This is a genomic window from Enterobacter cloacae complex sp. SHL021, from assembly GCF_049237765.1.
Classification (GTDB): Bacteria; Pseudomonadota; Gammaproteobacteria; order Enterobacterales; family Enterobacteriaceae; genus Enterobacter; species Enterobacter cloacae.
On sequence record NZ_JBMKJG010000018.1, the window covers coordinates 1 to 21545 of the forward strand.

Annotated in this window: 23 protein-coding genes and 1 tRNA gene; 3 read left to right on the top strand and 21 right to left on the bottom strand. The window is 49.1% G+C overall.

Features of this window, described 5'->3' with window-relative positions; translation table 11 throughout:
- Window positions 1-460 precede the first annotated feature (460 nt).
- From ACOTZF_RS17505 to ACOTZF_RS17540, 8 genes are all read right to left on the bottom strand, one after another.
- Entirely contained in the window at window positions 461-1015 is a 555-nt protein-coding gene (locus tag ACOTZF_RS17505; RefSeq protein WP_284953669.1) for a hypothetical protein, read from the bottom strand.
- A gap of 302 nt (window positions 1016-1317) precedes the next feature.
- Window positions 1318-1392: transfer RNA gene (locus ACOTZF_RS17510), tRNA-Asn, on the bottom strand.
- Between the two features lie 749 nt (window positions 1393-2141).
- On the bottom strand, window positions 2142-2447 hold the full coding sequence (locus ACOTZF_RS17515) for a hypothetical protein (RefSeq protein ID WP_004110169.1): 306 nt from the start codon (window positions 2445-2447) through the stop codon (window positions 2142-2144).
- Between the two features lie 148 nt (window positions 2448-2595).
- Window positions 2596-2808 (bottom strand): hypothetical protein, encoded by a 213-nt coding sequence (locus ACOTZF_RS17520; RefSeq protein WP_421636124.1) that lies wholly within the window; start codon window positions 2806-2808, stop codon window positions 2596-2598.
- The gene (locus ACOTZF_RS17525; RefSeq protein WP_023180936.1) at window positions 2792-2968 is read right to left on the bottom strand and encodes a hypothetical protein; all 177 of its coding nucleotides are present in this window, start codon (window positions 2966-2968) and stop codon (window positions 2792-2794) included. The genes ACOTZF_RS17520 and ACOTZF_RS17525 overlap by 17 nt, the downstream gene beginning before the upstream one ends.
- A complete protein-coding gene (locus tag ACOTZF_RS17530) occupies window positions 2968-4290 on the bottom strand; it encodes a DNA ligase (RefSeq protein WP_421636125.1) in 1323 nt (440 codons plus the stop codon). The genes ACOTZF_RS17525 and ACOTZF_RS17530 overlap by 1 nt, the downstream gene beginning before the upstream one ends.
- Window positions 4291-4324: 34 nt before the next feature.
- Complete coding sequence (locus ACOTZF_RS17535; protein WP_072105575.1) at window positions 4325-4801, bottom strand: hypothetical protein; 477 nt, start codon at window positions 4799-4801, stop codon at window positions 4325-4327.
- Between the two features lie 81 nt (window positions 4802-4882).
- Complete coding sequence (locus ACOTZF_RS17540; RefSeq protein ID WP_421636126.1) at window positions 4883-5677, bottom strand: hypothetical protein; 795 nt, start codon at window positions 5675-5677, stop codon at window positions 4883-4885.
- Between the two features lie 186 nt (window positions 5678-5863).
- Between ACOTZF_RS17540 and ACOTZF_RS17545 the strand changes: the two genes are divergently transcribed.
- A complete protein-coding gene (locus ACOTZF_RS17545) occupies window positions 5864-7117 on the top strand; it encodes a tetratricopeptide repeat protein (RefSeq protein WP_421636127.1) in 1254 nt (417 codons plus the stop codon).
- On the opposite strand, the gene ACOTZF_RS17550 is transcribed toward ACOTZF_RS17545, so the two are convergent.
- The 8 genes from ACOTZF_RS17550 to ACOTZF_RS17585 form a co-directional block, all read right to left on the bottom strand.
- Window positions 7109-8224: a DNA primase gene (locus tag ACOTZF_RS17550; RefSeq protein ID WP_421636128.1), complete on the bottom strand. Its 1116-nt coding sequence runs from the start codon at window positions 8222-8224 to the stop codon at window positions 7109-7111. The genes ACOTZF_RS17545 and ACOTZF_RS17550 overlap by 9 nt on opposite strands.
- Before the next feature lie 152 nt (window positions 8225-8376).
- Window positions 8377-9717, bottom strand: coding sequence for a DnaB-like helicase C-terminal domain-containing protein (locus tag ACOTZF_RS17555; protein ID WP_029463883.1), 1341 nt, complete (start codon window positions 9715-9717; stop codon window positions 8377-8379).
- 60 nt (window positions 9718-9777) lie between these two features.
- Window positions 9778-10503 (bottom strand): hypothetical protein, encoded by a 726-nt coding sequence (locus tag ACOTZF_RS17560; protein ID WP_421636129.1) that lies wholly within the window; start codon window positions 10501-10503, stop codon window positions 9778-9780.
- 194 nt (window positions 10504-10697) lie between these two features.
- Window positions 10698-11456, bottom strand: a complete 759-nt coding sequence (locus ACOTZF_RS17565) for a DUF2971 domain-containing protein (RefSeq protein WP_060458855.1) — start codon at window positions 11454-11456, stop codon at window positions 10698-10700.
- A gap of 109 nt (window positions 11457-11565) precedes the next feature.
- Entirely contained in the window at window positions 11566-11976 is a 411-nt protein-coding gene (locus ACOTZF_RS17570; RefSeq protein ID WP_060458854.1) for a hypothetical protein, read from the bottom strand.
- The gene (locus ACOTZF_RS17575; protein ID WP_421636130.1) at window positions 11966-12610 is read right to left on the bottom strand and encodes a hypothetical protein; all 645 of its coding nucleotides are present in this window, start codon (window positions 12608-12610) and stop codon (window positions 11966-11968) included. The genes ACOTZF_RS17570 and ACOTZF_RS17575 overlap by 11 nt, the downstream gene beginning before the upstream one ends.
- Window position 12611: 1 nt before the next feature.
- Window positions 12612-12965: a hypothetical protein gene (locus tag ACOTZF_RS17580; protein WP_160859104.1), complete on the bottom strand. Its 354-nt coding sequence runs from the start codon at window positions 12963-12965 to the stop codon at window positions 12612-12614.
- A gap of 5 nt (window positions 12966-12970) precedes the next feature.
- Window positions 12971-13636 carry an AAA family ATPase gene (locus ACOTZF_RS17585; protein ID WP_023315962.1) on the bottom strand — a complete coding sequence of 222 codons (666 nt, stop codon included), beginning with the start codon at window positions 13634-13636 and terminating at the stop codon, window positions 12971-12973.
- 350 nt (window positions 13637-13986) lie between these two features.
- Between ACOTZF_RS17585 and ACOTZF_RS17590 the strand changes: the two genes are divergently transcribed.
- Entirely contained in the window at window positions 13987-14256 is a 270-nt protein-coding gene (locus tag ACOTZF_RS17590) for a DUF1778 domain-containing protein (RefSeq protein WP_006812497.1), read from the top strand.
- 3 nt (window positions 14257-14259) lie between these two features.
- A complete protein-coding gene (locus ACOTZF_RS17595) occupies window positions 14260-14784 on the top strand; it encodes a GNAT family N-acetyltransferase (RefSeq protein ID WP_006812498.1) in 525 nt (174 codons plus the stop codon).
- A gap of 184 nt (window positions 14785-14968) precedes the next feature.
- On the opposite strand, the gene ACOTZF_RS17600 is transcribed toward ACOTZF_RS17595, so the two are convergent.
- From ACOTZF_RS17600 to ACOTZF_RS17620, 5 genes are all read right to left on the bottom strand, one after another.
- Window positions 14969-15220: a hypothetical protein gene (locus tag ACOTZF_RS17600; RefSeq protein ID WP_421636131.1), complete on the bottom strand. Its 252-nt coding sequence runs from the start codon at window positions 15218-15220 to the stop codon at window positions 14969-14971.
- Window position 15221: 1 nt separating this feature from the next.
- On the bottom strand, window positions 15222-15914 hold the full coding sequence (locus ACOTZF_RS17605) for a hypothetical protein (protein WP_421636132.1): 693 nt from the start codon (window positions 15912-15914) through the stop codon (window positions 15222-15224).
- Between the two features lie 13 nt (window positions 15915-15927).
- Window positions 15928-16251: a hypothetical protein gene (locus ACOTZF_RS17610; RefSeq protein ID WP_000064173.1), complete on the bottom strand. Its 324-nt coding sequence runs from the start codon at window positions 16249-16251 to the stop codon at window positions 15928-15930.
- Window positions 16252-16325: 74 nt separating this feature from the next.
- Window positions 16326-17114: a receptor-recognizing protein gene (locus tag ACOTZF_RS17615; RefSeq protein ID WP_421636133.1), complete on the bottom strand. Its 789-nt coding sequence runs from the start codon at window positions 17112-17114 to the stop codon at window positions 16326-16328.
- A 64-nt stretch (window positions 17115-17178) separates the two neighbouring features.
- On the bottom strand, window positions 17179-21534 hold the full coding sequence (locus ACOTZF_RS17620) for a tail fiber domain-containing protein (RefSeq protein WP_421636134.1): 4356 nt from the start codon (window positions 21532-21534) through the stop codon (window positions 17179-17181).
- Window positions 21535-21545 lie beyond the last annotated feature (11 nt).

Below are 21545 nucleotides of genomic sequence, written 5' to 3' on the forward strand. Positions count from 1 at the left end.
TTCGTCGGAAAAACGCTTCTTCATGGGGATGTCCTCATGTGGCTTATGAAGACATTACTAACATCGGGGTGTACTAATCAACGGGGAGCAGGTCAGAGCCTCTGCCTGAACCTTCCATGAATGAAGAAGAGGGGCAGAATAAGCTGGGTCATGCGAATCAATTAACCCTGCGTGATACTCGCACATCCAAATACCATTTGATATATCACTTCGTTGCTGCGGTGTGAGTGACTTGTCATAACGAGGGCCACCCTCCGCAGCTGCCGTGATGTGCGCCGCAATGCCACTATTAATTGCACCCATAGGGTTGGAGATATCAGGCCCAGTAGTAACTTGGTTGCAACCAAAAAATGAGCATCTATGACCAACTCTGTTTGCCAGCGTTCTTTTTACATTGGCACTGAAATTGTCTCGATTTCCCAAAACTGCCTCGCTGTATAAATAGTCTTAGAGTTATTTGTTAGTGGCGTTTGTCTTCTTCCAGACGCGCCGTTTTTAAGTGTTTGTCGGTAAAGGTAAGTAACGTTACGCCCTCATCTTTATTCATGAAACCGGCACCGTTGATCATCATGATCAGGCGCTCTTTACCGCGGAATACCTCATAATACTTTCCCGCTGCACATGACATTGTCTTGGCGCATTCCAGTCCATTCAAGGCTGTCTCATCAAATACCTGGTCTTTGGTGGCAACTGGCTTACCGTATTCTTTAGTAAGCATTTCGTCGAGCTGCATGAAGGTATATTTGCCGACGTTAGTAGTCATGCTCGACTCAACTTTGCCGTCAATTAATCCACCAGTGGTATGCGGCTCCTTGCCTTCAGACGCAGTTTTATCGAACAGAGCGAAGGCTTCGATGTTTGGTGTTCGTTTTTCAAAGAGGGTTTTGTACTGGCTCTCAAGAGCCTTTTTGTCTTGGCCTATCAGCGTGATTTTATCTACTTCAGACTCGTTACATCCCGTCAGAGCGAGCGCGATCACCAGAGATGCAAGAATATTGAGGTTGCGCTTTTTCATTGGCTTATCTCCATGTTTTACTGCCACATCCTATCACCCACATGCAGGCAGTCTAATGCTGCCGTTGCTAAATGAAGGCCCAAAGGTGGTAAAACCATACGTGGAAATATTCTGGAGTCAACCCAGCAAAAAAGGGGCCGAAGCCCCTTTGATTTTTGCGCTAAAAAGTGTTGGTACAATGCTAAGAAGCAATGGTTAAGAACGTCTGCCGTGTCTATCACAGCGCTGAACGGTCTGGCGACATTTGCGGAGTCTTTCCGTTCGGACGGTGGTGGCGAACTCCAAACCGTTCAGCGCTATGTTGGCGATGGTGGGTGGACTCGAACCACCGACCAGTTGATTAACAGTCAACCGCTCTACCACTGAGCTACACCATCATTTTTCGCGGCGGTACTTGTTCATGGACAACCAGGCAACCAAGAACTTTCCCGCAACTTGCACTTTACGTTAGTGCCAGACGAGGCTTGTGGCTCGCTCACATAGAGCGAAGATCTGGAATCCTTCTCGGCGGTTGATGGCCGCCAGACTCTTCGATCTTATTGGATGTATGGAATCATCCATGTTGTGAAACCAGGGGCTACATAGGCAACAATGATTTCACCAGAGGGTTAAAGAATCCTGCTTTCACAACGTTGAGGCCACTGAACCGATTTATGTTCGACCCAACATATTGATCAGTCACTACAGCTCTGTGGAATCACCTGTATGATTAAAAGAAAAAACAGTGACCTCAACGTTGTGCGCTGGCTAACCAAGCCAGCCGGGTTACGTCGCCGCTTTTAACCCAAGATTAAACGACATAAGTAATGGAAATGACGTAACAGGATGGACGGTCAGCTGGCTGAAACCGGGATGATGGAATGGAATGAGGAAACCAACCGCCCATCCTGTTACTTCATCGAATAGGGCATGGGTGGTGCAACATGCCCTATCCTGCGTTCTGCAATCACACTCGCTCAGTGTGTCCCATTTCGGTGACGAGGCTGGAAACTGACCTCGCTGGTGTTTGGCTTCTTAGGCTACTGCCAGGTACGTATCTTCGTTTGCAGTTATATTTAACGTTCAAACAGTCGCGTCTCAACGAAAACAAATGAATCTTATACATAATAGATAAGTAAGTAAATACTTATTTTTCTGTTACTCGTTCAGTTGCTATCTTTTTGATCAAACTCACCTTCTGTTCCGGCGTTCTCGTGATGATGGCCGTAAAACGCTTCGCTTGAATAGTGATAGTTTCATTCTCCTTCAGTTCGCCGTAGTGAGTCTCCAGCAGAGAACCCAGGCGCCACAGACCGTCGTCTATGCGTTTATGGCTGGCAAATCTGATCAGCAGTAGCTTTACGATTAACTGACCAATGTAAAAGGCATATCCGAAGCCGGCCGCTACAAGGTAGGTTGCCAGCCACCAGTCGAAAGAGGTCAAATTGCTCATTTCCGCACTCCCGTCTCGTGAACAACCCGATACAGCCGCTTACAGATGCGAAGCGTTTTGGTTTTCAGTTCCTGCCTGACCAGACCGCGACAGATACTGAAGCCGAGGGCCACGCCCCCAGCAAAAGATAACAGGATGTATGGAATCATCAGAACGCTCCCGCCTCAGTCAATTGCTCCAACAGTGAGTGTCCTTTTTCAGTGAGCTGATAGTTCTCCACACATCCCTTTGGCGAAACGTTAGCGACAAGATTCATACGTTCCAGTTTGGCGCGGGTCTTTGGCTTCCAGTTGGCGTAGAACTGTTTCCACTGGCTGATTTCACGCAGAGTTTCTTTCTCCCGTTTACTTAACATGATCATCCTTAATCTCCTTCAGTGTGTACGTGATATCTACAATGCGGTAAATGCGGCCGCGCCTCTGCATGACACCGGCTTTTACGTAATCGTTGATGCAGCTGGACGTAACCAGACTGCCGATAACAATGCCGACGACCAAAAATACAATCATCCAGCCGAGCATCAGTCTTTATCTCCAATACGGTCTTCGGTATCTCGCAGACATTTCGGCCACTTCAGACGTGGGTGGCGTAAGCTACCGTCTGGCGTTTTCTCATGGCAGTGAACCTCGACGATGCGTCCACGATACTTCTCCTGATTGTTCCAGATTTCATCCAGGTACTTATGCTTGATACCGCTGGCACGAACGATGACGCCGTTCTCCAGACGAATCACTATCTTGCCCAGCGTATGCGCAAAGCCAGAGTCCGGGTCGCCTGGCTCGAAGTCGATGATTTCACCGTCTTCGGAATCCTCGTCTTTCAGCTTCCACCAACTGCGGGTACGCTTGAACTCGTAAACAGAATCCGGATCTTTGCCCATCTCCCCCTCTTCGTTCTCGTCCAGGCGCTTCATGAAGCGTTCGATAAAGTCTTCATGGCTATGGATGATGTAGAACGGATGCAGGTGGATATCTTGCGCGTAATCTTCCCCGCAAGTGTTGCGGAATAACGCCACCAGCATAGCCAGGCGCTCTTTCAGCTTCATGCCGGTCTTCAGGTACTCTTTGCTTTTTGCCTGAGCACGCCACTCCGGTAAGAAGAAATCGAAGATGTGGTAAACGGCACCAATGGCTGTCACGTTCTTCTTGCGAAGCGCCGACACGGACTGGTTGAACGTACCTGCAGTACCCTCGCCATCGAAAAAGATGTGCTTGAAACCGGAGAGTCTGCCTCGCTCCAGCATGGCCGGTTTAAGGTGATCGAGTGACGTAATCGGATTGCCGGTACGCGTCAGGAAGTTCACCTCTTCCTCGTCAACGATGACTTCGCAGATAACCCGGAGACCATCGAGTTTGAGGCTGCCGATCATTGGCCACTTGGCCTTTGGGTTTGGTTTAAATGGGTATTTGTCGCCTTTCTCCTTGTACGGAGACGCCAGCTGTACCTCAAACTTCGGAATTGGGTTTTCGAACACCTTGTTGCACAGGCTAATGCCGACGCCGGCTTTCGGATCTTTCAGCAGGAAGCGACGAAACACGTCCTGCCCGTCAGCGCACATTGAGGCAACTAGTGATTCGACAGCAGTAATGGCCGCGTTCCCGGTCAGTTCGCGCGCCGCCAGCTTCTCCAGCAGCTCGACTACCTTCTGGTCGCTGGGTACAGAAGTATCGAGTGGCTCGGCCACTGTGTACTTCTTCACACCGAATCGAATGAATGGGTTGAGCATTAGCGAGACCATGCTCTGCTCAAATTCATCAAGGTTGGCCAGCGCCTCTTTCTTGGCGTTGGTTCCCATCGTTTTTATGGCATCCAGCTTGTGCTTTAGGGCGATCAGTTTTTCCATTAGTGTTTAACCTCCATCGGTCGCTCGGGAGTTTTCATGTGTTTTCTTTGGTTGCTTCTTCAATGAGTGCCGCGTACACGTCAGTGACGGGCGCCAGTGAATCGGTGGACGTGGTTTCGGGTTTGGCTGGTTCTGTTTTCTTCGTGCGTTTAACCAGACTGTTAATCGTCATGGTGTTGCGCTTCCGGGTAAGCGTTCTGGCGTGGTCGTTTTGCTCTTCCACTTCTTTGATAAGCGCAGTCATATCGATGAAGTAGAGCTGTTCGCCTTTGCGGATCTCTTCGACCATCATCTTCAGCGCCTGGCATTTTCCAGCAGCAATGGCCGCAGCGCAGGACTGGAAAGATGTAGCCGGGAGACGCTTCTCTTTGTAGGCGAGGATGGTGTGCTGGCAGACTGTATAGCTGCAATGGGCCTCATGGCCGTTGATCTTCACTTCCGGGCAGCGCAGCGAATAACCGTTGTTTCCGGAGATAGACGGGATTTTCGACAAATCTGTTCTTGTGGACATGCTTCTAACCGTAGTCGTGTACTTACTTATTGAGCGCAGTTTAAATAAGCCCCACCAGGGGGCTAAATGGTTTTTCGAGGCTTACCAGGTCGCCCAGCCAGTCATTTTGTCCTGAGCGGCTTCGAACCGGTATGGCTCCAGTAAATCGTTGGCATGGTGGACGGCGTAGGATTTTGCCTCCTGTTTAATCATCGGCAGCTCGTTGGCCAGGCGTGCCACCTGCCCTGCAAAACTGGCGAGCACACCATCACATGCCTGACCCGCATCGACAATGATGCGCACCAGGTCTAAGTCGCTGCGGCACATATCGCAGATGATGCCGTATTCAACCTCACGAACACGCTGCACCGCCTTCTTGGTGTCAGCATTTACAACTAAATCCAGCAGACCAGGCGGGGTCTTCAGCTCAGAAGAACGTTCCATTACTTCAGGCAATTCGATGATGCTTAGGAATGCGGCGCAGGCTGTGTCCTCTTCAGTTTCCGCTCTGTTTTTGATCGCTCTTAGGGTGATGTCTACGACACTAAGAAGATCTTCACCATGCAGGCATTGGGCATAATTCGTGAAGACGATACGGCCGTCGTACCAGGCGCCGGTACGTATCTCCATCGAGCCATTCTCACCCTTCTTCATGAAAGCCACCAACGCAGCACGCTTCTGTTTAATGCCCGGTAATTCAGGGGACTCTCCAAAGCGAATCCATACCCGCATGTAAGAAGAACCTTCTGCAAGCGATACAGTCTTCAGTACCTGTGCAATATGCTCCAACGCCGCATCGATGGCTTCACCAACAATTTTCTGGCGTTCGTCAGCGTCGATTTCCACGCCCGATTTATCAATCATCTCTGTCACGGATTTTTGAATGTCTTCTTTCATCGGTATTCCTCACTCAACAATGCGCTTATTCTTACAGAAACATAAGTATGTATCTACTTATTAATGTAGGCGCTCTCTCGCTTTGAAGACTGACACTGACAGGCTCACCGAATTGAAGTAACCTCTCTAACTACAAACGCACCTTTGACTACCACACGACATTCACTTGGTTAAACACGAAACGATATGAAATTCATCAACTCAACAGCACTACTCGCATTGTCACTGTTTCTAAATTCTGGTTCGGCGGTAGCTAATGAAAATCAGAGACTTATTGAATCTGCCGCAGGTGGAGATATCATTTCGCAGCGTGATTTAGGGGTAAACTATCTAAAAGGCATAAACGGCTTCGAAAAGAACTATCCTCAAGCAAAAAAATGGCTCACATCAGCAGTGGAAAAAGGAGATAAGCCAGCCTCTCACGCCCTCGCATTAATGTATACATTTGGATATGGCGTCAACAAGGATTACCGTAGGGCTGAACAGTTATATAAAATTGCTGACAATGCGGTAGAAGGTGCTGCCTACAATAATCTTGCAGTTTTTTATGAAAAAGGCCTGGTAGGTAACCCGGACTCTGCTTTAGCTATTAAATACTATAAACTTGCTGTGGCTGCCGGCAGTCCAGAGTCTATGTATTATTTAGGTGCGAAATATCTGTCTGGAAACGGAGTCCCTAAGAATACTAAGAAGACTTTTGAATTGTATAAAAAAGCGGCTGATAAAAACTATGTAAAAGCTATTACGAGCCTGGCCTCATTGTATGATGAAGGGATTGGAACAAAACGAGATGATGCTGAAGCCATTAAATGGTACAAAAAGGCAGCAGATCTTGGAGATCCTATGGGTATGTCAAATCTTGGTTATATGTACATTCATGGTGAAGGCACTCAAAAGAATTATTCTCTTGCCCGCTCATACTTAGAAAAGGCGGCAGATAAAGGCAGTGAGGCGGCTTTGTCAAACTTAGGATATTTGTATTTAAACGGATTGGGCGTAAAAAAAGACTACCAAAAAGCAAGTGAACTTTATCAGACATCTTGTGACAAAGGCGAAAAAATTGGCTGCGATTCACTTAATGATATGAAGAGACTAGGTTATTTTCGCACGTCTGTAAAACAACCAAAGAATAAAATTGATAGCAAGCGTCTTATTGCAAAATCAATAGATAAAGGTGTAAATGCGACATTTACTTGGCAGAGTGACGTTGCCACCTTCAAAGCTAATAATGGAAAAATTGACTGTAACTTTCTACAAGATAATACAGACAATGCAGGAAATCAGGCAACATCCTTTGTCTGCACAGACAATGTCCAGGTTATTTTGAAGCGATTCAATGAAAGCAATAATGCCTACCTTGCGGTTATGACAGACAACTTCAAAACTGAGGTAAAGACGTTCTCTGTGAACGTCTACATTTCCGAAGTTAACTCAAAGTAATGCTGCTATGCCTTTAATTTTGGCTAACAATTCAAGCTGTTTGGTATATGGTTTAGCACGATAATAAGCCTTGAGGATTTGCTCTGGCGTCGCGTCGCCCGGGTCAAGTCCTTCCTCTCCCAAGCAGGCGACTTTAACATTGATGCCCAGACTGGCGATCCGTCTGGCCGCCGACATCGTGTTGCGGATCGCTTGCTTTTCGCTATCCCACATCATAATGACGTTGCGCAGGCCACGGGCCTTCAATGTCAGGAACGCGCCCAGCTGGTCTTCTGCATCTCCCGTTGTATTTCCGGATAAGTGCATCCCGAACGTACCTATTGGCTCGACGTACTCTCGCAACGTCTCTTCTTCGAATATGGCGCGCTTGACTCCCATGACATCAAACGCACCTTCACATACGACGACCGTCTGCTTTCCGACCGCGTTATGGCCGTTGTAGAGAAACTTTCCGGAGGCTGGTAGCTGCATGGGGAAAAGGTAGCGACGTTCTGCTGTGCCGGTGACATCACGCCCCTGGAATGTCTTCATCACACCTTCCAGATCGTAAACCGGTATAAGAATACGCATGTCAAACACCTGCCCCTTCACTTGGTCGGTGTAGGGATCGACATACGCGTGCTTACCTTCCACGCAATAACGAAGGTCGAAGTATCGGGCCATTTCCGGCGTTATGAGACGCTTGACGAGATAATCAGGAAGACGTCCATCGATAGGCAGTTCATAGTGGCGAGGAAGAGCAACTGGCCCCTCAAGCTCAACACCACTGGATAACACCACTTCTTCTTTCTTCGGCGCCCACCCCTGCGAGATTAAGGCATTCTGAACGTATGCTTCGAAATCCCGACGTGATTTGCCACTGTAGTGCTTGAGAAAAACCAGCTTGTTAAACTGAATCTCTTCGGGGTGATCGCCCGCAAAACATTTACCTACGCCATGAGAGAGGTTGAAATACACTTTCCAGTTTGAGCTGCCGCATACCGGACACTCTTTGATGTTAATTTCTCGCCCGCGCGTACTCACTCCGCCGCGACGATAGATAACGCCTTCAGTATCGAGCCATTGTTCAAAATCCAGCTCGGTCAGTAACTCTTTCAGGTCGCTCACGTTTAAACCTACTTTTTTCAGGCAATATTTTGATTACTCTCGGTTTTTATTTACCATAGAGGCTCATGTGTTTTTCTTTTGTGGTTTTGGCAAAAGAAAACTTAAATCTCTGATGGATTAAGGCGTGGAGAGACTTTCCACGCCTGTTTTTTTTATAAAACATCCATGATTCTTTCGATAAACCGCATTTGTTCCAGGTTCTGTTTGACACGGATGCTCACCCCGCCCTTCTGGTTACGTGAACCAGCAAAGTAGAGTCTTGCCTCGCCTTTTGCTTCTTCCTCTTCCGTTTTGTTGATAGTGATGACCAGGTCAGCGATACGCACCTTCTCGATGTTGTCTGCTGCGTGCATCATGGTCGCCACTTCCGATGCCCCACCTTCCCTGTTTGTCTGGGATGCGGTGATGCCGGCAACGTTGTGCTTGTCGTACAGCGCACGAAGATCGGTGTAAATGCTTCGTATGTTTGCCCGGTCATCACGGAGGTCGTAGCTCGGCCGCATCAGATCGGCATAATCGACAACCACCATATCCGGGATCATGCCATTTGCCTTCATGCCACCCAGCATACGGTCAAGATCTGCAGGCGATACGCTTCCGGATGGCCGCTCAACAATCCACAAGCTCCCAACCCCTTTCGTCGCCCCCAGCTCCGCCAGTTTGCGATGGACGTCGTCGCGGCGCTCCACCAGCTTGGACATTTCCGTCTCGGACAGACGGGCGTCGAAACGGTCTGACAGAATAGAGGTGTGTACTTCCAGCGACAGATACAGGACGTTGTAACCGGCAAGCGTGGCGTTGACAGAGAACTCACCCATCGCCGTCGATTTACCAGACTTCGCGAAGCCCATGAACAGCACCATTTCACGCTTGGCCCAGCCTTTCTGGTAAAGCAGTTTATCGAGCAGGGGGAGACCCGTTGTGATGCTGTTTGGCACGTAATCGTCGGATGCCTCGTACTCACGCGTCTTGTAACGCTCTGCTGACTCAGAGAAGTAATCGTAGATGCCGGTCGCTTCGTTAGAGCCGATTTGCTGGACTTTGGCCATGATTGCCATCGCGCCCTGGAAATCGCCCTTCTCCTTCATCTCAGCCGCTTTGATTAGCGCGTCGTCGAACGCCACGCTTTTGGCGAACGTCGCGACCTGGTCGACCATGTACGCCGTGTCCGATAGCTTCTCAGCGAGAATCCGCTTAAACGCCTCAACAACATCGGGGAACAGCTCTTCGCGGATCGTCTTATCGCGTTTGGCGCGTTTGAGCATGTCGAGGATGGCCGACGATGACGGTGCGCTCTTATACATTCTGTAGTAGCCCGACACCATGTTCACCAGAATGGCGTTGGCCGCATTGGAGAACTGGTTTGGCGCAACCAGATCACCGGCGCGAGTCAGAAACTCATGGTCGCGACAGAAATAGGCTGCGAGCCGGTTCTGGAAGTCGTCATCGAACTCTTCTGACAACCCTCGTCCTGTGTGGCAAAGTTCGGTCATGTGCTTTCCTTTGGTGCTTAAACAATTTGTTTTCTAATACTAAAAAAGCCAAATAGGGGATCAACAGAATCGCCGTGCTTCTTCCAGTTCTTCCGGGAAGTGCGCGTAAATCACACGATCAGGCACGATTTCCATCAACCAGACAGCGGAGAAGATGATGCGGACACGTTTGTCTCGGGTAATGCCACGCAGACGCTCCAGAACCCACTCAAAATAGCGTTCTTGAATCGGGTCGTGCTGCATGTCTCCCAGATGCTTAAAACTCACCAGAGAGTCATCCAGACGGGTTACAGCGCGTTTGGCTAACTTCTCTTCGAATATCTCGATCAGCTCGGGCTGCCAGAGATGCTGGGGGCGAGGTAATTTGTCCCACAGACGGCGTGCAGCTGCGGAAAGAACGGTAGAAATGAAGTAGTCATAAGAGCAGCAGTACTGGTCGGCAAACTGGCGTGCTTTCCAGAGAGACGTTTTGTTGGCCGTCGACAGCTCCTGATACGGCACACGTTTCAAACCGGTAGTGAATTGGGCCGTCTCATAGTGTTCTCGGCCATGCGACAGCATGATGTATGAGTACTGGCGCTTGTATGCCTCAGTGAAGAGGCATGTGGCCATAAGCGGGTGCATGTCGCGGTAATCAAACCACTTTGTCTCGAACAGCTCCGCCTCATCCTTGCAGCGTGACAGCCCAATATTCTCGGCCACCCACTTGTCCATGACTGTGGTGTCCCACTCGGTCATGAAGTCGTACTGGTCGTTGTTAATAGTGTTAAAGAAGATCTGGCTCATGTGCTCCGCCTGATAGGTAGTTACTTACTTATCATAATGGGCGAATCATAGCGACTGGAGACTGTTTTTGGAAGTGGACACGTAAGGGAATGTGTCTGGGAAGTTGGCATAGAAAAAACCTGCTTCCGTATAAATAATAATAAGTAACTTAGTATTTATATACAGAAGCAGGTTCTTAATTGAAGCTGCCAAAACTAGTAACCTTGAAAAGAAAGGTTCTTGTCAAGCTTCACACGCTTCAGTTGGTACGAGTCAGTCGGGCAAAGCATTTTGTACACGGCCAGATTGCTGTCCAGCAGCTCGCGGGCAAAACTTTCCAGCTCTGGATAGGGTTTGCATCCGATAGAAATCTCTTTGATTAGTGAGGTGTCGAACTTCTTAAGCCCTGGCAGCTCAGAGATAATCCGGAACTCTTCTTCGTACTTCCAGTTCTCCCCCTTGTGAAGAAAGATGGCTCTGATAATGTCGTACACATCAGCGGTATAGAAGTTCACTTCAGGCGGCGATTTCACGTACTCCACATCACCGATTAACGCTGTGTGTCGGTCATCCAGTGCTTCCACAATAGCGTCATCAAACCCTATGCAAAATCCAGAGTGAGATCTGGCGTAATGCGACCACATCAGATAATTAGTGTCAGTTCTGGTGAGGCATATCACACCGGTATTCAAAAGCAGATTTCCGCGCAGCATATAGGCGTCAAACTCTTCGGCATTTTTGGTTCGCCCTCTTAACCAGTTCTCACCGTCATCGTCGCTTTTGCCTGGCCACATTTCATGGTATCGAACACGCTTCTCCGGTATCGTGGCGTCAAAACTAAATTTGGCTTTGAATTCGGCAGGGTCATTGAAGTCGTGTGGCCGGGTGGCTCGGATTGTTCCATCTTCGATGAAGAATTTAAGAATTTTTATTAATTCGTTTGGGTCTTCATGCCCTACGTATTTGTATAGCATTTTTATCCACTATTTTATATTGCAACACAGAATGGTACACATAATTATCTTAACCAATAAGCAGGTCGTTATTAATATTAACGACCTGCTCTAATAGAATTAGTTAAATTTACTTATCTGTAACTCTTTGTTCAACTTCCTTGACTTGGTTGTCAGTGAGATTCGCTATATGCTCACTCAATAACTTGTTAATTAAATGCCTCTTTTGTTCATCCGACAAATCTTGACGCTTATCAATATGCCTCAAAGAACTGCCAAACTTCTCGCTGATTGCATCACCATTGAACACTTCAATGATTGTTTTGGTATTCATGATCAAAACGCCAACAACAAAACAACCAGCGTTATATATCCAGTCAACAACAAAGCCCTTGGTAAGCAAGAATGGTGTACAAATATGAAGTACGACCCACAGTAGAGCGCCGATAAGCGACCCAAAAACAGTTCTAAGTGGATAGCCTAATAGCAAAATATCCATTGCTCTGTTGAGATATCTACTTGTCAGATCTTTATCTGGCATCTAAAGCCCCCTTTCCCAAATTCTCATTTGGGATTTCTTCTAAAACAGGGTCATTCAATATCTTACGTTTGCCACCACTGCTACCAGTATCGATGTTGTCGATATTGGTCTCAATAAATTTAAGTAACTGGATAGCTTCAGTACTATTATTACCGAAAAAGCCTTTAGCTATACGATAAGCCAAAACTCTCTCTTTTAGCTCTAGTAAAGCAAAGGCTACAGTTCCAGTGATGGTAACGATTGAGCTATAGCCGAATACGTAGCTCAGCGCTGCGCCGAAAAATATCATCACCAAAGAGAGAAGCTTAACCTTGCTGAAGGTTTTCTTTTCATTTAAGAGATAAAGTTCGACGATTGTCTTCCTCTTTAACTCTTCTCGCTCTTTCTTGACACTTTCGTCACGTTTCTCTTTATACTCTTGTATTATTAATCTGTATTCTTCGGATTTAATATACTTTAAAGTGTTGCGGTATAATCCGCTACATATCATTCCAATCATTGAACCTGCAACAGAAATAACCCCTTGGTTTGAAATTCCTAGCAAGCCGATAACTTTCCCAAACACAATTGCGGCTAATATGGCCAACGCTAAGCCAATAAGCCAACCTAAATGTCTAGACAAAAATTTAGCCATATCAACCTTTCTTCATCAACTCACGCTTAATTTCATCGGTGCGCATCGTGACGTCGGCAGCGGTGATCGCCTCGTTCAGTTTCACGATGTCCTCGATTTCCTGCGGTGACTTCTCTGCCAGATGGAAAATGGCTGCACGAATCACGTCAGAACGGGTGAATTTCTCGAAACGAGGGATGAACTTCATCATCTCCAGCAGATCGAAGTACTCGTCTTCCAGCGACATTGTGCGGCTCTTAATCTTCTCTTTCCCACGAGTCGGACGCCCCTGCGGTCTGACTGGCTGGCGCATTGGGGTGCTGCTTTTTACCGGTTCTTCCGGATCTTTGCGCTTTGCAAGGTCTCCCATTCTCATGGACATTATTCTTCCTCCAGACTCATGATGTAATCTACAAACTCTTCGAACTCGGCTTCTGCCTTCTTATCGCGTTCAGCGCCAGTCATTTCAAATATAGAACGACCTGCCTCTTCCGCGTCGTCATAAACGTTACGGTTGTACAGGTTAACCGGCGCAGCCTCGATGCCGAATGTCTCGACAATTTCTTTCGCCGCCAGAATACGTGACGCCTGGGAAGGCAGTGACGGACACTGGTTCACTACCGCGCGGATCTTCACAGTCTCGTTCACGTTGCGAACGTTGTCGATAATCGGGTCGATATCACGCAGGGATTTCAAATCACGACGCTTAGGGCGAAGCGGGATAATGATGAAGTCTGCCAGCAGCATCGCTTGTCGCTGAATTTCGGAGTCAAAACCACCCGCATCAATGACGACGTAATCGTAGCGTCCCTTCAGCGATTTGATGTGTTTGACGATGTCGTCCTGAACGTATGCGAACGGGATTAGCTCAAGATCTTCGTTCTGGCGACGGTCTTCGCACCAGCTCGTTGTGGTGCGCTGAATATCAATGTCGGTGACGTGAGTCTTCTTTTTCTTTTTAACTTTGAGGCATACCGCAATTTGCTGGGCAACGGTAGATTTGCCTGGGCCGCCTTTTGTGCCGCCAACCACAATGATCCTGGTCATTGGTGAGTTCCCTTTGCGTGAATTATTATCGTATGAAACAACTTGTTTTCTTATATGCGATATAGCCTAAATGCCTACGGCTACGGTGTAAAGGTGAAATGATAGGCAGTACGGGTGTTGGCTCACAGGACAAACAATCAGTTGAAAGTTTATTCGATTGGCTTTATAGTTCTTGTACGGAAAGATGCCGTACAAAGAGTGACATAATCCGTCTACAAAACTAAATGCGAAAAACTGAAAATCGAAAAACTGAAAACTGAAAACTGAAAACTGAAAACTGAAAACTGAAAACTGAAAAATCGACTATAGAGATGCCTCGCGAGTCAAGGCGTGGGGCTAGGAGTACAAGCATGTCAGCACTGAAAAAACAGCGCATCGATCTCAGATTAACCGACGACGACAAGAGCATGATCGAAGAAGCTGCGGCAATGACCAACCAGACAATTACTCAGTTTATGGTTGCCAGTGCCTCTGAACGTGCTGCGGAAGTGATAGAGCAACATCGTCGCCTGATTCTTAGCGAAGAGTCATGGAATATAGTGATGGATGCCATCAGTAACCCGCCTGCACCGAATGATAGGCTGAAACGAGCTGCCGAGCGTCTACAAAGCATGGAGTAAGACGTGGCCAACCTGACCATTGAGATGTTTTCAGAAGAGGCTGTATATGATTTCTCATGCTTCGACTGCGGAGAAACGTCTCTCAATGATTTTCTTAACAATCGCCTCGCCCAGCAACACAGCGGGCGTATATTACGCGGATATCTGCTTCTGACGAGAGATCCGATACCGAAAGTGATGGGGTTTTACACGTTGTCCGGGAGCTGCTTTGCAAGAAACACGCTTCCTTCCAACACTCAACAGCGTAAAGTCCCCTATTCCGACGCCCCAAGCGTTACGCTCGGTCGTCTGGCAATAGACAAAAGTATCCAGCGACAAGGGTATGGGGAAACGCTGGTGGCACATGCGATGAAAGTGGTATACCGGGCTTCCCTGGCCGTTGGGATCTACGCTTTGTTTGTTGACGCCAAAAATGAGAATGCGATGCGGTTTTATAAGCAGTTAGGCTTTACCCCTCTTACGGGTGATAACGCCAATTCGCTGTTCTATCCCACAAAAGGCATTGAGAAGTTGTTTGGTGGAAAATAAAGAAGCCCCTCGATTGAGGGGCTTTTTCTAACTCGCTGCTTGTCCGGGCTGCCAGTTGCATAACCGCTCTCCCATCGTGTTGTGGAAGAGGATCTCGCGTTCGGTCTCTTCGGTCATGAAATCATCATTACTGACGTAAATTGGATTAGCACCGTCGCAAAACAACACGCCTGGTGTCTGGGTTTTAATCACGCAGCCACTTATCATGCAGCTCGCGATGAACAGCAGAAGCATCTTTCCGCCGCACTTCATTAAGTGTCTCATTTTTGACGTCCACTGTGCTTTGAAGCCTTTTCCTGTCCTCCTGTCTGGCCTTCTCTTCGATTGCTTGCCGGGCCGCACGACCTCCCATCGTATAAGCACCGACAAGCACGAAAAGAACGGCAGCCAGAGTCATCAGAGGAAACTTCAGCTTTGAAAATAGGCTGCCGGTCATATCAGACCATCCCGTTCTGGTGTTTTCGCACCTGTGACCAGGCGATAAAGCCAGCCACCACAATGGTCGCGATACCGAAGATGATCCGAACCGTATCACCACTGGTGATGTGTCCCTGCGCCTTGTCCATTGCCGCAGAGACCTGTGGCATGACGTCGGCCAGCTGTGCCAGACCAATTCCCGCCGTAACGGTCGCACCGGCAGTTTCTTTGGTTACAGGAACAGCCTTCACGGTTTTCACCGGCTTAACGACACCAGCGCGACGTAGACCTTCCTCAATAACTTCTGCCGCATACCAGGTGTTCGGCGTTTTGAGCGGGCCAAGGCCATTTTCATGACGGATAATCGCCTCCACCAGCGGACGCAGAGTGTCGTAGTCGTGCAGATCGATAATCATGTCCGGGGTCACGCCAACGGCTTTAGATACCTCGTTCACGTAAGCTACGGTGTTGTTTTCATGCGGAGGCGCCCAGCGTTCGATGACTTCGCGGATCGTATCGATGCTGGAGCCATCCTTCGCGCGGCGCTTGTCGTGGTAGGTAATGAGCGTTACTGCCAGCGCTCGAATGCCCCATACGGGATCTTTGAACGTGCAGAAACGCGGTTCGGCAGGGTTGTCAATTAACCCCTGCCACGGCGAACCTTTGTCGAGGTTGCCAGGGTTGTTATTACGAATGCCTCTCGGAGTTTTCATCCTTGATCTCCTGTTATTGCAGTCCATTCTTCACGCCATAAGCGGCCAGACCCAGCAGCAGCGCGGTAATCAGGAACGACGTTATCTTTGAGATAATGCCGCCAAAGAACCCGCTGGAGATGGCGTCTAGTCGATTAAGTAGTTTGTCCAGGTTGGAGTGCTGAATGCTGTGTTGCGAAGGCGTCATATCGCCAAAGTAGGTTTTGAGCTGGTCGTTGACCTCCTGGCCAATTTCCTCACGTAACTCCTTACCTAATTTGCCGACAACTTCACGCGCAACGATAGCGGCAATGCGCTCTACCTGCTCTGGCGTTACGCCTGCCATCTCGTTCGACATTATTTCCTCCATGAATCGTCAAATCGGGATGGCTGTTTTATACCACAAATGACCCTTACATGGTAGGTAAGTACTTACACACGAGCACCATAAATTGCACCGACTTTAGTCCATGTAGGCACGTTCCCCGTGACAGCCTTACCCGCCGCGCCCCCTCCGTACATTGTCCCCAATCGTCCAGTAGCAGCCGCACCAGCAGCCCCCACATTACCTCCACTACCGCATGTGTATTGGACAGCGGTAGTGCCGATTAAATATTGAGCGCCAATACCGGCAGCGGTTAAAGTGCCAGAAGTTGCCGCACGCGAACCTGAAGCTGGCGGCCTTGTAGTGTTTGCAACACCAAAGGGGCGACCGCCGCCCCCCATACCACCATCGGCTGAGTTACCGCCACCACCGCCACCGCCACCGGCAATAGCACCGTTATTGGTTATTCTTAAACGAGTACCAATCCCATTGTTAATTGCAGTGCCACCGGCAGCACCGCCACCTTTAACACCACCATTCCCGCCACGACCGTAGACAGTTACACCCGCGTTGATTACAAGGCTGATATAAGAGTTGGTAAGCGAACTTGGGAAATCCAAACATGGAACGCCGCTACTGGACGACACCAGATTCCCTGTAATGGTAACAACGACTGGCGTCGAACCCTGGGATTTCAAATAGTTGATCAGTGTGTCTTTGTTGTAATTATTATTCGCACCGATGCTGTAATTAATTTCCATAGAGCGACCTGCTAACTGAGACATGTTACCAGCAGCAGACAATTGCACCGCAGTTCGAGCAGCGCTCATCCATCTCTGGCCTGTCACACTTACGGCCGAAGACCCAATCCAACCGGGAACACCGACAATTGGCACATCTAATCTCCTTATCCGATGTGAAAATAGATGATTGGTGGGAAAGCCCCACCAATCGCCTTGATTACATTCTCGCCTTCAGTTCACGCACTTCCTTGCGCAGCTCCTTGACGGCCTCAACCAGCATACCGATAACGCCGTTGTAGTTCAGACGCAGACGCGGCTCTCCAGACTGATCGTTATGGTCAACCGTTACCAGTTCAGGCTGAACATTCTGGACGTCCTGAGCGATGAGGCCACCAGACTGCTCATAACGGTCACAGACCTGAATCTCGTACAGAACACCTTCGATCCGATCCAGCTTGTCGAGCGCTCGTTCAATCTTGCGAATATTGCGTTTGCTACGACGGTCAGAGCGGATATAAACGTCATTGAAGCTGCCATTGCCTCCACAAACCCAAGTACCATCATTCTGGAGGTATGCGTTCGCATCCGTGCCGTTTGCGGTACGTGAGTTGTTGATCATGTAAAAACCAAACTGACTGTTTCCCAAGCCGCCAACGAAGAATTTGCGGTCCGCATGGTCTTGCCTTAGCAGCGCTTGGGCCGAACTGGTTGATACAGCATTGCGCCCAAAAATAACGTTCTGATCACGCATGCTGATCCATGAACCAGAACCGCTATTGATAGCAAAACGGTTGGCATACACCCAAGCGCTCGAAGTGATGTCCCCAGATACAGAAAGAGGTTTATAGCTTTGCAATGTTCCATTAATGAACCGAAACACATGAGCACTGTTGGCGTATACATCCAACAAACCATCCCCGTTTTGTTTAAAACCTGTATCGTTATCCCCCAAAACAATAGAGTTTCCACCTAATCCGTTAGCGACACCTATTCCCAAGGCACCATTAATTACGGCCCCACCAGAAACAGACAGCCCATTGGATACCGAAGTTTGTCCAGAAACATTGTTGATAGTTAACGGGCGAAGACCATTCCAACCACCATATGCATTGCCTGAGGGAGTCAGAAGAAAGTAGGTGTTTCCGCCGTCATTCCTAATAATGAAACCAAAATTCCCGCCTACTGCTCTGAATTGCCCCCCATCGCCTTTAATTGACGAGACCTGAACCTCTCCACGAAAACGTGCATATTGTGCTGTTGAAATTTGCAGTTCTTCCTGTGAGTCGCTGTTACCTGTTGCTAAACGATAAACGCCGCCCTGAACAGTTTCATGCCATATGGTGTCTGAATTGCCACCACGCATTTTCCTCAGGAAATTTTTGGAACCTGTAGCAGTCGTGCTTAATGCACTCATGCAGTATACGTTTGGGTTCAAACCGTCTTGATTTATGATACCGCCACCAGGAAGTGTAAACGATCCATCTTCACCGAAAACAAAATCACCGGAAGAAGATGTATTACCCGTGGCTTTATTAGGAGTTCCACAGTTGATGCGGATACCAGGCCGGCGTGAGGAGTGGTCGACTCCATCTTTAAAGATATAACCATCAACGGCCGTTGTTCCGTCATTTTTGGTATATTCAAATCGAATATGTCTGTTAACGAGGTTCCTAAACGTAATATCACCAGTGGTCAATAAGCCTGGAGTTGATATAGACCCTGTTAACGCCCCACCGGCTATCGGCAAAGCCCCAATATCTGCGGGCGAAGGTTTATTGACGGTAGTGTAGATCTGCGCCCAACCAGACCAGTTGGCGTCAGCTGCATCACGGCGAGAACGGATGTAAACCGGAGCATGGGCGCCACTGGTTCCGCTCCAACCAATCAATAACTCGCCTTCGCCAGAAGCCGAAGCCCCCTTAAGATGAAGAACGTTGCCATAAGTAGTCGGATACCCATTACTATAGGCTTCATACATCTGAATGCCTGGCAATGCGCCTTTCGCACTTCCATTCAGAGCCGTAACGCGGCCACGGGATATCAGAGTAGGGATACTAATATTTGCGGAGCCATCGAACGCAACGTTGTTAATTGCTCTGGGCGTTTGGAGTCTGCTCGCCGAGACAGCATTGGCACCTGAAGCCAAAGCGCCTATATCAGTTGGTGTAGGTTTATTGCGAGTGTTGTATAAACGACGCCAACTAGGAGCATAGACGTCACCATTGTTGACGTAAATAAATTCGGCGTTAGTCATCCCTCCATGACCCGTTGTAGTCGGCGTGGTGACACGGATCGTGTAGTTACTTGAGTTCCCATTACTGAATACCTCAATAACAGAACCAGTGAGATCAATCCTGCCGCAACCTGTATCGTCAATATAGTTATTGCTGGCATAAGACCATGAGCAACGCGCGATCCAACATTTATATCCAAAAGCACCTTGCTCATTAAGCCAGGTAATGAACTGAGCAGTAGTAAAGACCGCGCCACTGCCACTGTTCAGCCAACCACTTACCGCTGCTGCCGCATTAATGTTCGCCGGGCTAATATCAATGTCAGAAGAGCCGTCAAAATTTACACCTGCTATTTTACGTGCAGTTTGCAGCTTAGTGGCGGTCGCGGCATTGCCTGTTGTACTTTGATTCCCCTTCGCATTAACTCCCGGAAGATCGATGTCCTCGCTGCCATCGAACAACACTCCGCCAATACGACGTCCCGTCTGAAGTACGGTGGCGGTACTCGCATTACCTACCAATGAGCCTGTAATAGCACCATTAATGTCTGATAATACTCGTTGGTATATCGTCCCCTCTACTGCCCCTTCCGGCAAAGAGTCAACCGACTCGATCACCTCCAGTGACTCAACTGCGGCACCAGAGAATTGCAAGTTCACAATCAGCTTCTTAGCGCCCGCACCCACATGGATGTAGATATCGTAATTTTCTTCGTCGGTATTAACGGTGGCTAAACTATTTACAGCAGAGTCCTGCGTTAAATAGGCAACAGCATTGAGACCTTTGGGATCGCCCCCCGCTGTGCGAAGAACAATATCAGCCATCGCCGCCTGGCCTGGGCTATCGGCATCATAGCCAGCGCCACCGATCACTTCGATGTAGACAGTGCTGGTCGCTTGCGGCATACGCGCACGCGAGACTTTTACCCATTTGGGCGTATCAGAGGTCAAGTCCAGTTCGGCGGACGTACCTTTCCACTTCACGCTGGCGATACTGGACTGCGCATTCTGCGCATATTCGTATGCCTTGTCCTCAGACGCTTTCGCTTTCGTTTGAGATGCTTTGGCCTCAGTTGCCGAAGCCGAGGCCTCGGTCGCTTTTGCGGACGCAAGTGTGGCAGACTCAGCGGTTTCTGTTGCCTTTGCTTCAATACCTGCCAGCGCGTCAGTTGCGGTGGTCGCAGATGCGGCTGCGCTTGCCTCAGACTTCTTCGCTTCACCAGCACTTGATGCGGCTGCATCTTTGCTGGCCTTTGCCGCATCAGCATATTCACCAGCTGTAGTGGCGCTCCCCGCCGCCGCGTCAGCGCTTAAACCGGCAGCCACTTTGCTCGCGGAGGCGGCTGTTTCCGAGGCGGCGGCGTTGGTTTCAGATACTTTAGCCGCGGCAGCGCTGGCGGCCGACCCATCGGCGCTCTGCGCCGCGTTTGTTTCAGATGTTTTGGCTGCGTTCTGAGATGCCAGCGCGGCAGCTGCACTACCCGCTGCTGCGTTTTCCGATGCGGCGGCATTGCTCTCAGAAACCTCAGCAGCCGCGGCGGAATTTGATGCTGCGGTCGCAGAATCCGCAGCAGAGACAGCGCTGCCAGCAGCGTTAGTTTCTGAGGCTTTCGCGGCATTTTTGGACGCAGAGGCACTCGAAGCAGATGCCCCTGCTTCGGCGGCTTTCTCCGTTGCGGTGGCAGCTGAAGCTACAGCAGTCTCTTTATAGCTTTCTGCATTCGTTTCGGAGGTCTTTGCACCCTTAGCGGCTTCACTGGCAACGCCTTCGGATGCAGCAGCTGCGGCGGCACTTTTGCTGGCCTCAGTCGCCTTTGTTCCGGCAGTGCTTGCGCTATTGGCAGCTGCCGCTGCGCTGGCGGCGGCCTGTTTAGCTTTGTCACCTGCGGCATCGATTGCATCCGTATTGTCCCTGTACCATTGCTGGTTGGCATTGTGCTCATCGACGATTTGGGTGAGCGATTTAACCGTTACCTCAGTACCATCCTCGCGTTCGAGTGTCACTTCATCAATGGCAGTTAACCAGCTTCTCATTGTCTTCGAGTCGGCTGACATTCGGGTCATCAATGCTGTAAAGCGGGCGCTGAACTGGGTCAGATCGCCTTCATAGGTAGTGATGATCCGGCATGGGACCTCATTCTGGGTCTCACCAGTGTACTGCTCCATGAGTGTCAAGCGGGTGTCATTTAGCACGCGCTTAATTTCGTACAGCCTGTTATCGGGTCCGATGACAATCATACCCGGCAATACACCATTGGCTGTGACGTTCCAAAACGTACCAGTGCCCTCAAGTGTGTCACTTCCCTTTGTAAATGTGATAGTACCTTCCCTGTACCACATATTCGCTCCTT

Bases quoted from the DNA above. Each gene is read 5' to 3' on its own strand.
- ACOTZF_RS17505 (WP_284953669.1), bottom strand. From the start codon at position 1,015: ATGAAAAAGCGCAACCTCAATATTCTTGCATCTCTGGTGATCGCGCTC.
- ACOTZF_RS17515 (WP_004110169.1), bottom strand. From the start codon at position 2,447: ATGAGCAATTTGACCTCTTTCGACTGGTGGCTGGCAACCTACCTTGTA.
- ACOTZF_RS17520 (WP_421636124.1), bottom strand. From the start codon at position 2,808: ATGATCATGTTAAGTAAACGGGAGAAAGAAACTCTGCGTGAAATCAGC.
- ACOTZF_RS17525 (WP_023180936.1), bottom strand. From the start codon at position 2,968: ATGCTCGGCTGGATGATTGTATTTTTGGTCGTCGGCATTGTTATCGGC.
- ACOTZF_RS17530 (WP_421636125.1), bottom strand. From the start codon at position 4,290: ATGGAAAAACTGATCGCCCTAAAGCACAAGCTGGATGCCATAAAAACG.
- ACOTZF_RS17535 (WP_072105575.1), bottom strand. From the start codon at position 4,801: ATGTCCACAAGAACAGATTTGTCGAAAATCCCGTCTATCTCCGGAAAC.
- ACOTZF_RS17540 (WP_421636126.1), bottom strand. From the start codon at position 5,677: ATGAAAGAAGACATTCAAAAATCCGTGACAGAGATGATTGATAAATCG.
- ACOTZF_RS17545 (WP_421636127.1), top strand. From the start codon at position 5,864: ATGAAATTCATCAACTCAACAGCACTACTCGCATTGTCACTGTTTCTA.
- ACOTZF_RS17555 (WP_029463883.1), bottom strand. From the start codon at position 9,717: ATGACCGAACTTTGCCACACAGGACGAGGGTTGTCAGAAGAGTTCGAT.
- ACOTZF_RS17560 (WP_421636129.1), bottom strand. From the start codon at position 10,503: ATGAGCCAGATCTTCTTTAACACTATTAACAACGACCAGTACGACTTC.
- ACOTZF_RS17565 (WP_060458855.1), bottom strand. From the start codon at position 11,456: ATGCTATACAAATACGTAGGGCATGAAGACCCAAACGAATTAATAAAA.
- ACOTZF_RS17570 (WP_060458854.1), bottom strand. From the start codon at position 11,976: ATGCCAGATAAAGATCTGACAAGTAGATATCTCAACAGAGCAATGGAT.
- ACOTZF_RS17575 (WP_421636130.1), bottom strand. From the start codon at position 12,610: ATGGCTAAATTTTTGTCTAGACATTTAGGTTGGCTTATTGGCTTAGCG.
- ACOTZF_RS17580 (WP_160859104.1), bottom strand. From the start codon at position 12,965: ATGAGAATGGGAGACCTTGCAAAGCGCAAAGATCCGGAAGAACCGGTA.
- ACOTZF_RS17585 (WP_023315962.1), bottom strand. From the start codon at position 13,636: ATGACCAGGATCATTGTGGTTGGCGGCACAAAAGGCGGCCCAGGCAAA.
- ACOTZF_RS17590 (WP_006812497.1), top strand. From the start codon at position 13,987: ATGTCAGCACTGAAAAAACAGCGCATCGATCTCAGATTAACCGACGAC.
- ACOTZF_RS17600 (WP_421636131.1), bottom strand. From the start codon at position 15,220: ATGACCGGCAGCCTATTTTCAAAGCTGAAGTTTCCTCTGATGACTCTG.
- ACOTZF_RS17605 (WP_421636132.1), bottom strand. From the start codon at position 15,914: ATGAAAACTCCGAGAGGCATTCGTAATAACAACCCTGGCAACCTCGAC.
- ACOTZF_RS17610 (WP_000064173.1), bottom strand. From the start codon at position 16,251: ATGTCGAACGAGATGGCAGGCGTAACGCCAGAGCAGGTAGAGCGCATT.
- ACOTZF_RS17620 (WP_421636134.1), bottom strand. From the start codon at position 21,534: ATGTGGTACAGGGAAGGTACTATCACATTTACAAAGGGAAGTGACACA.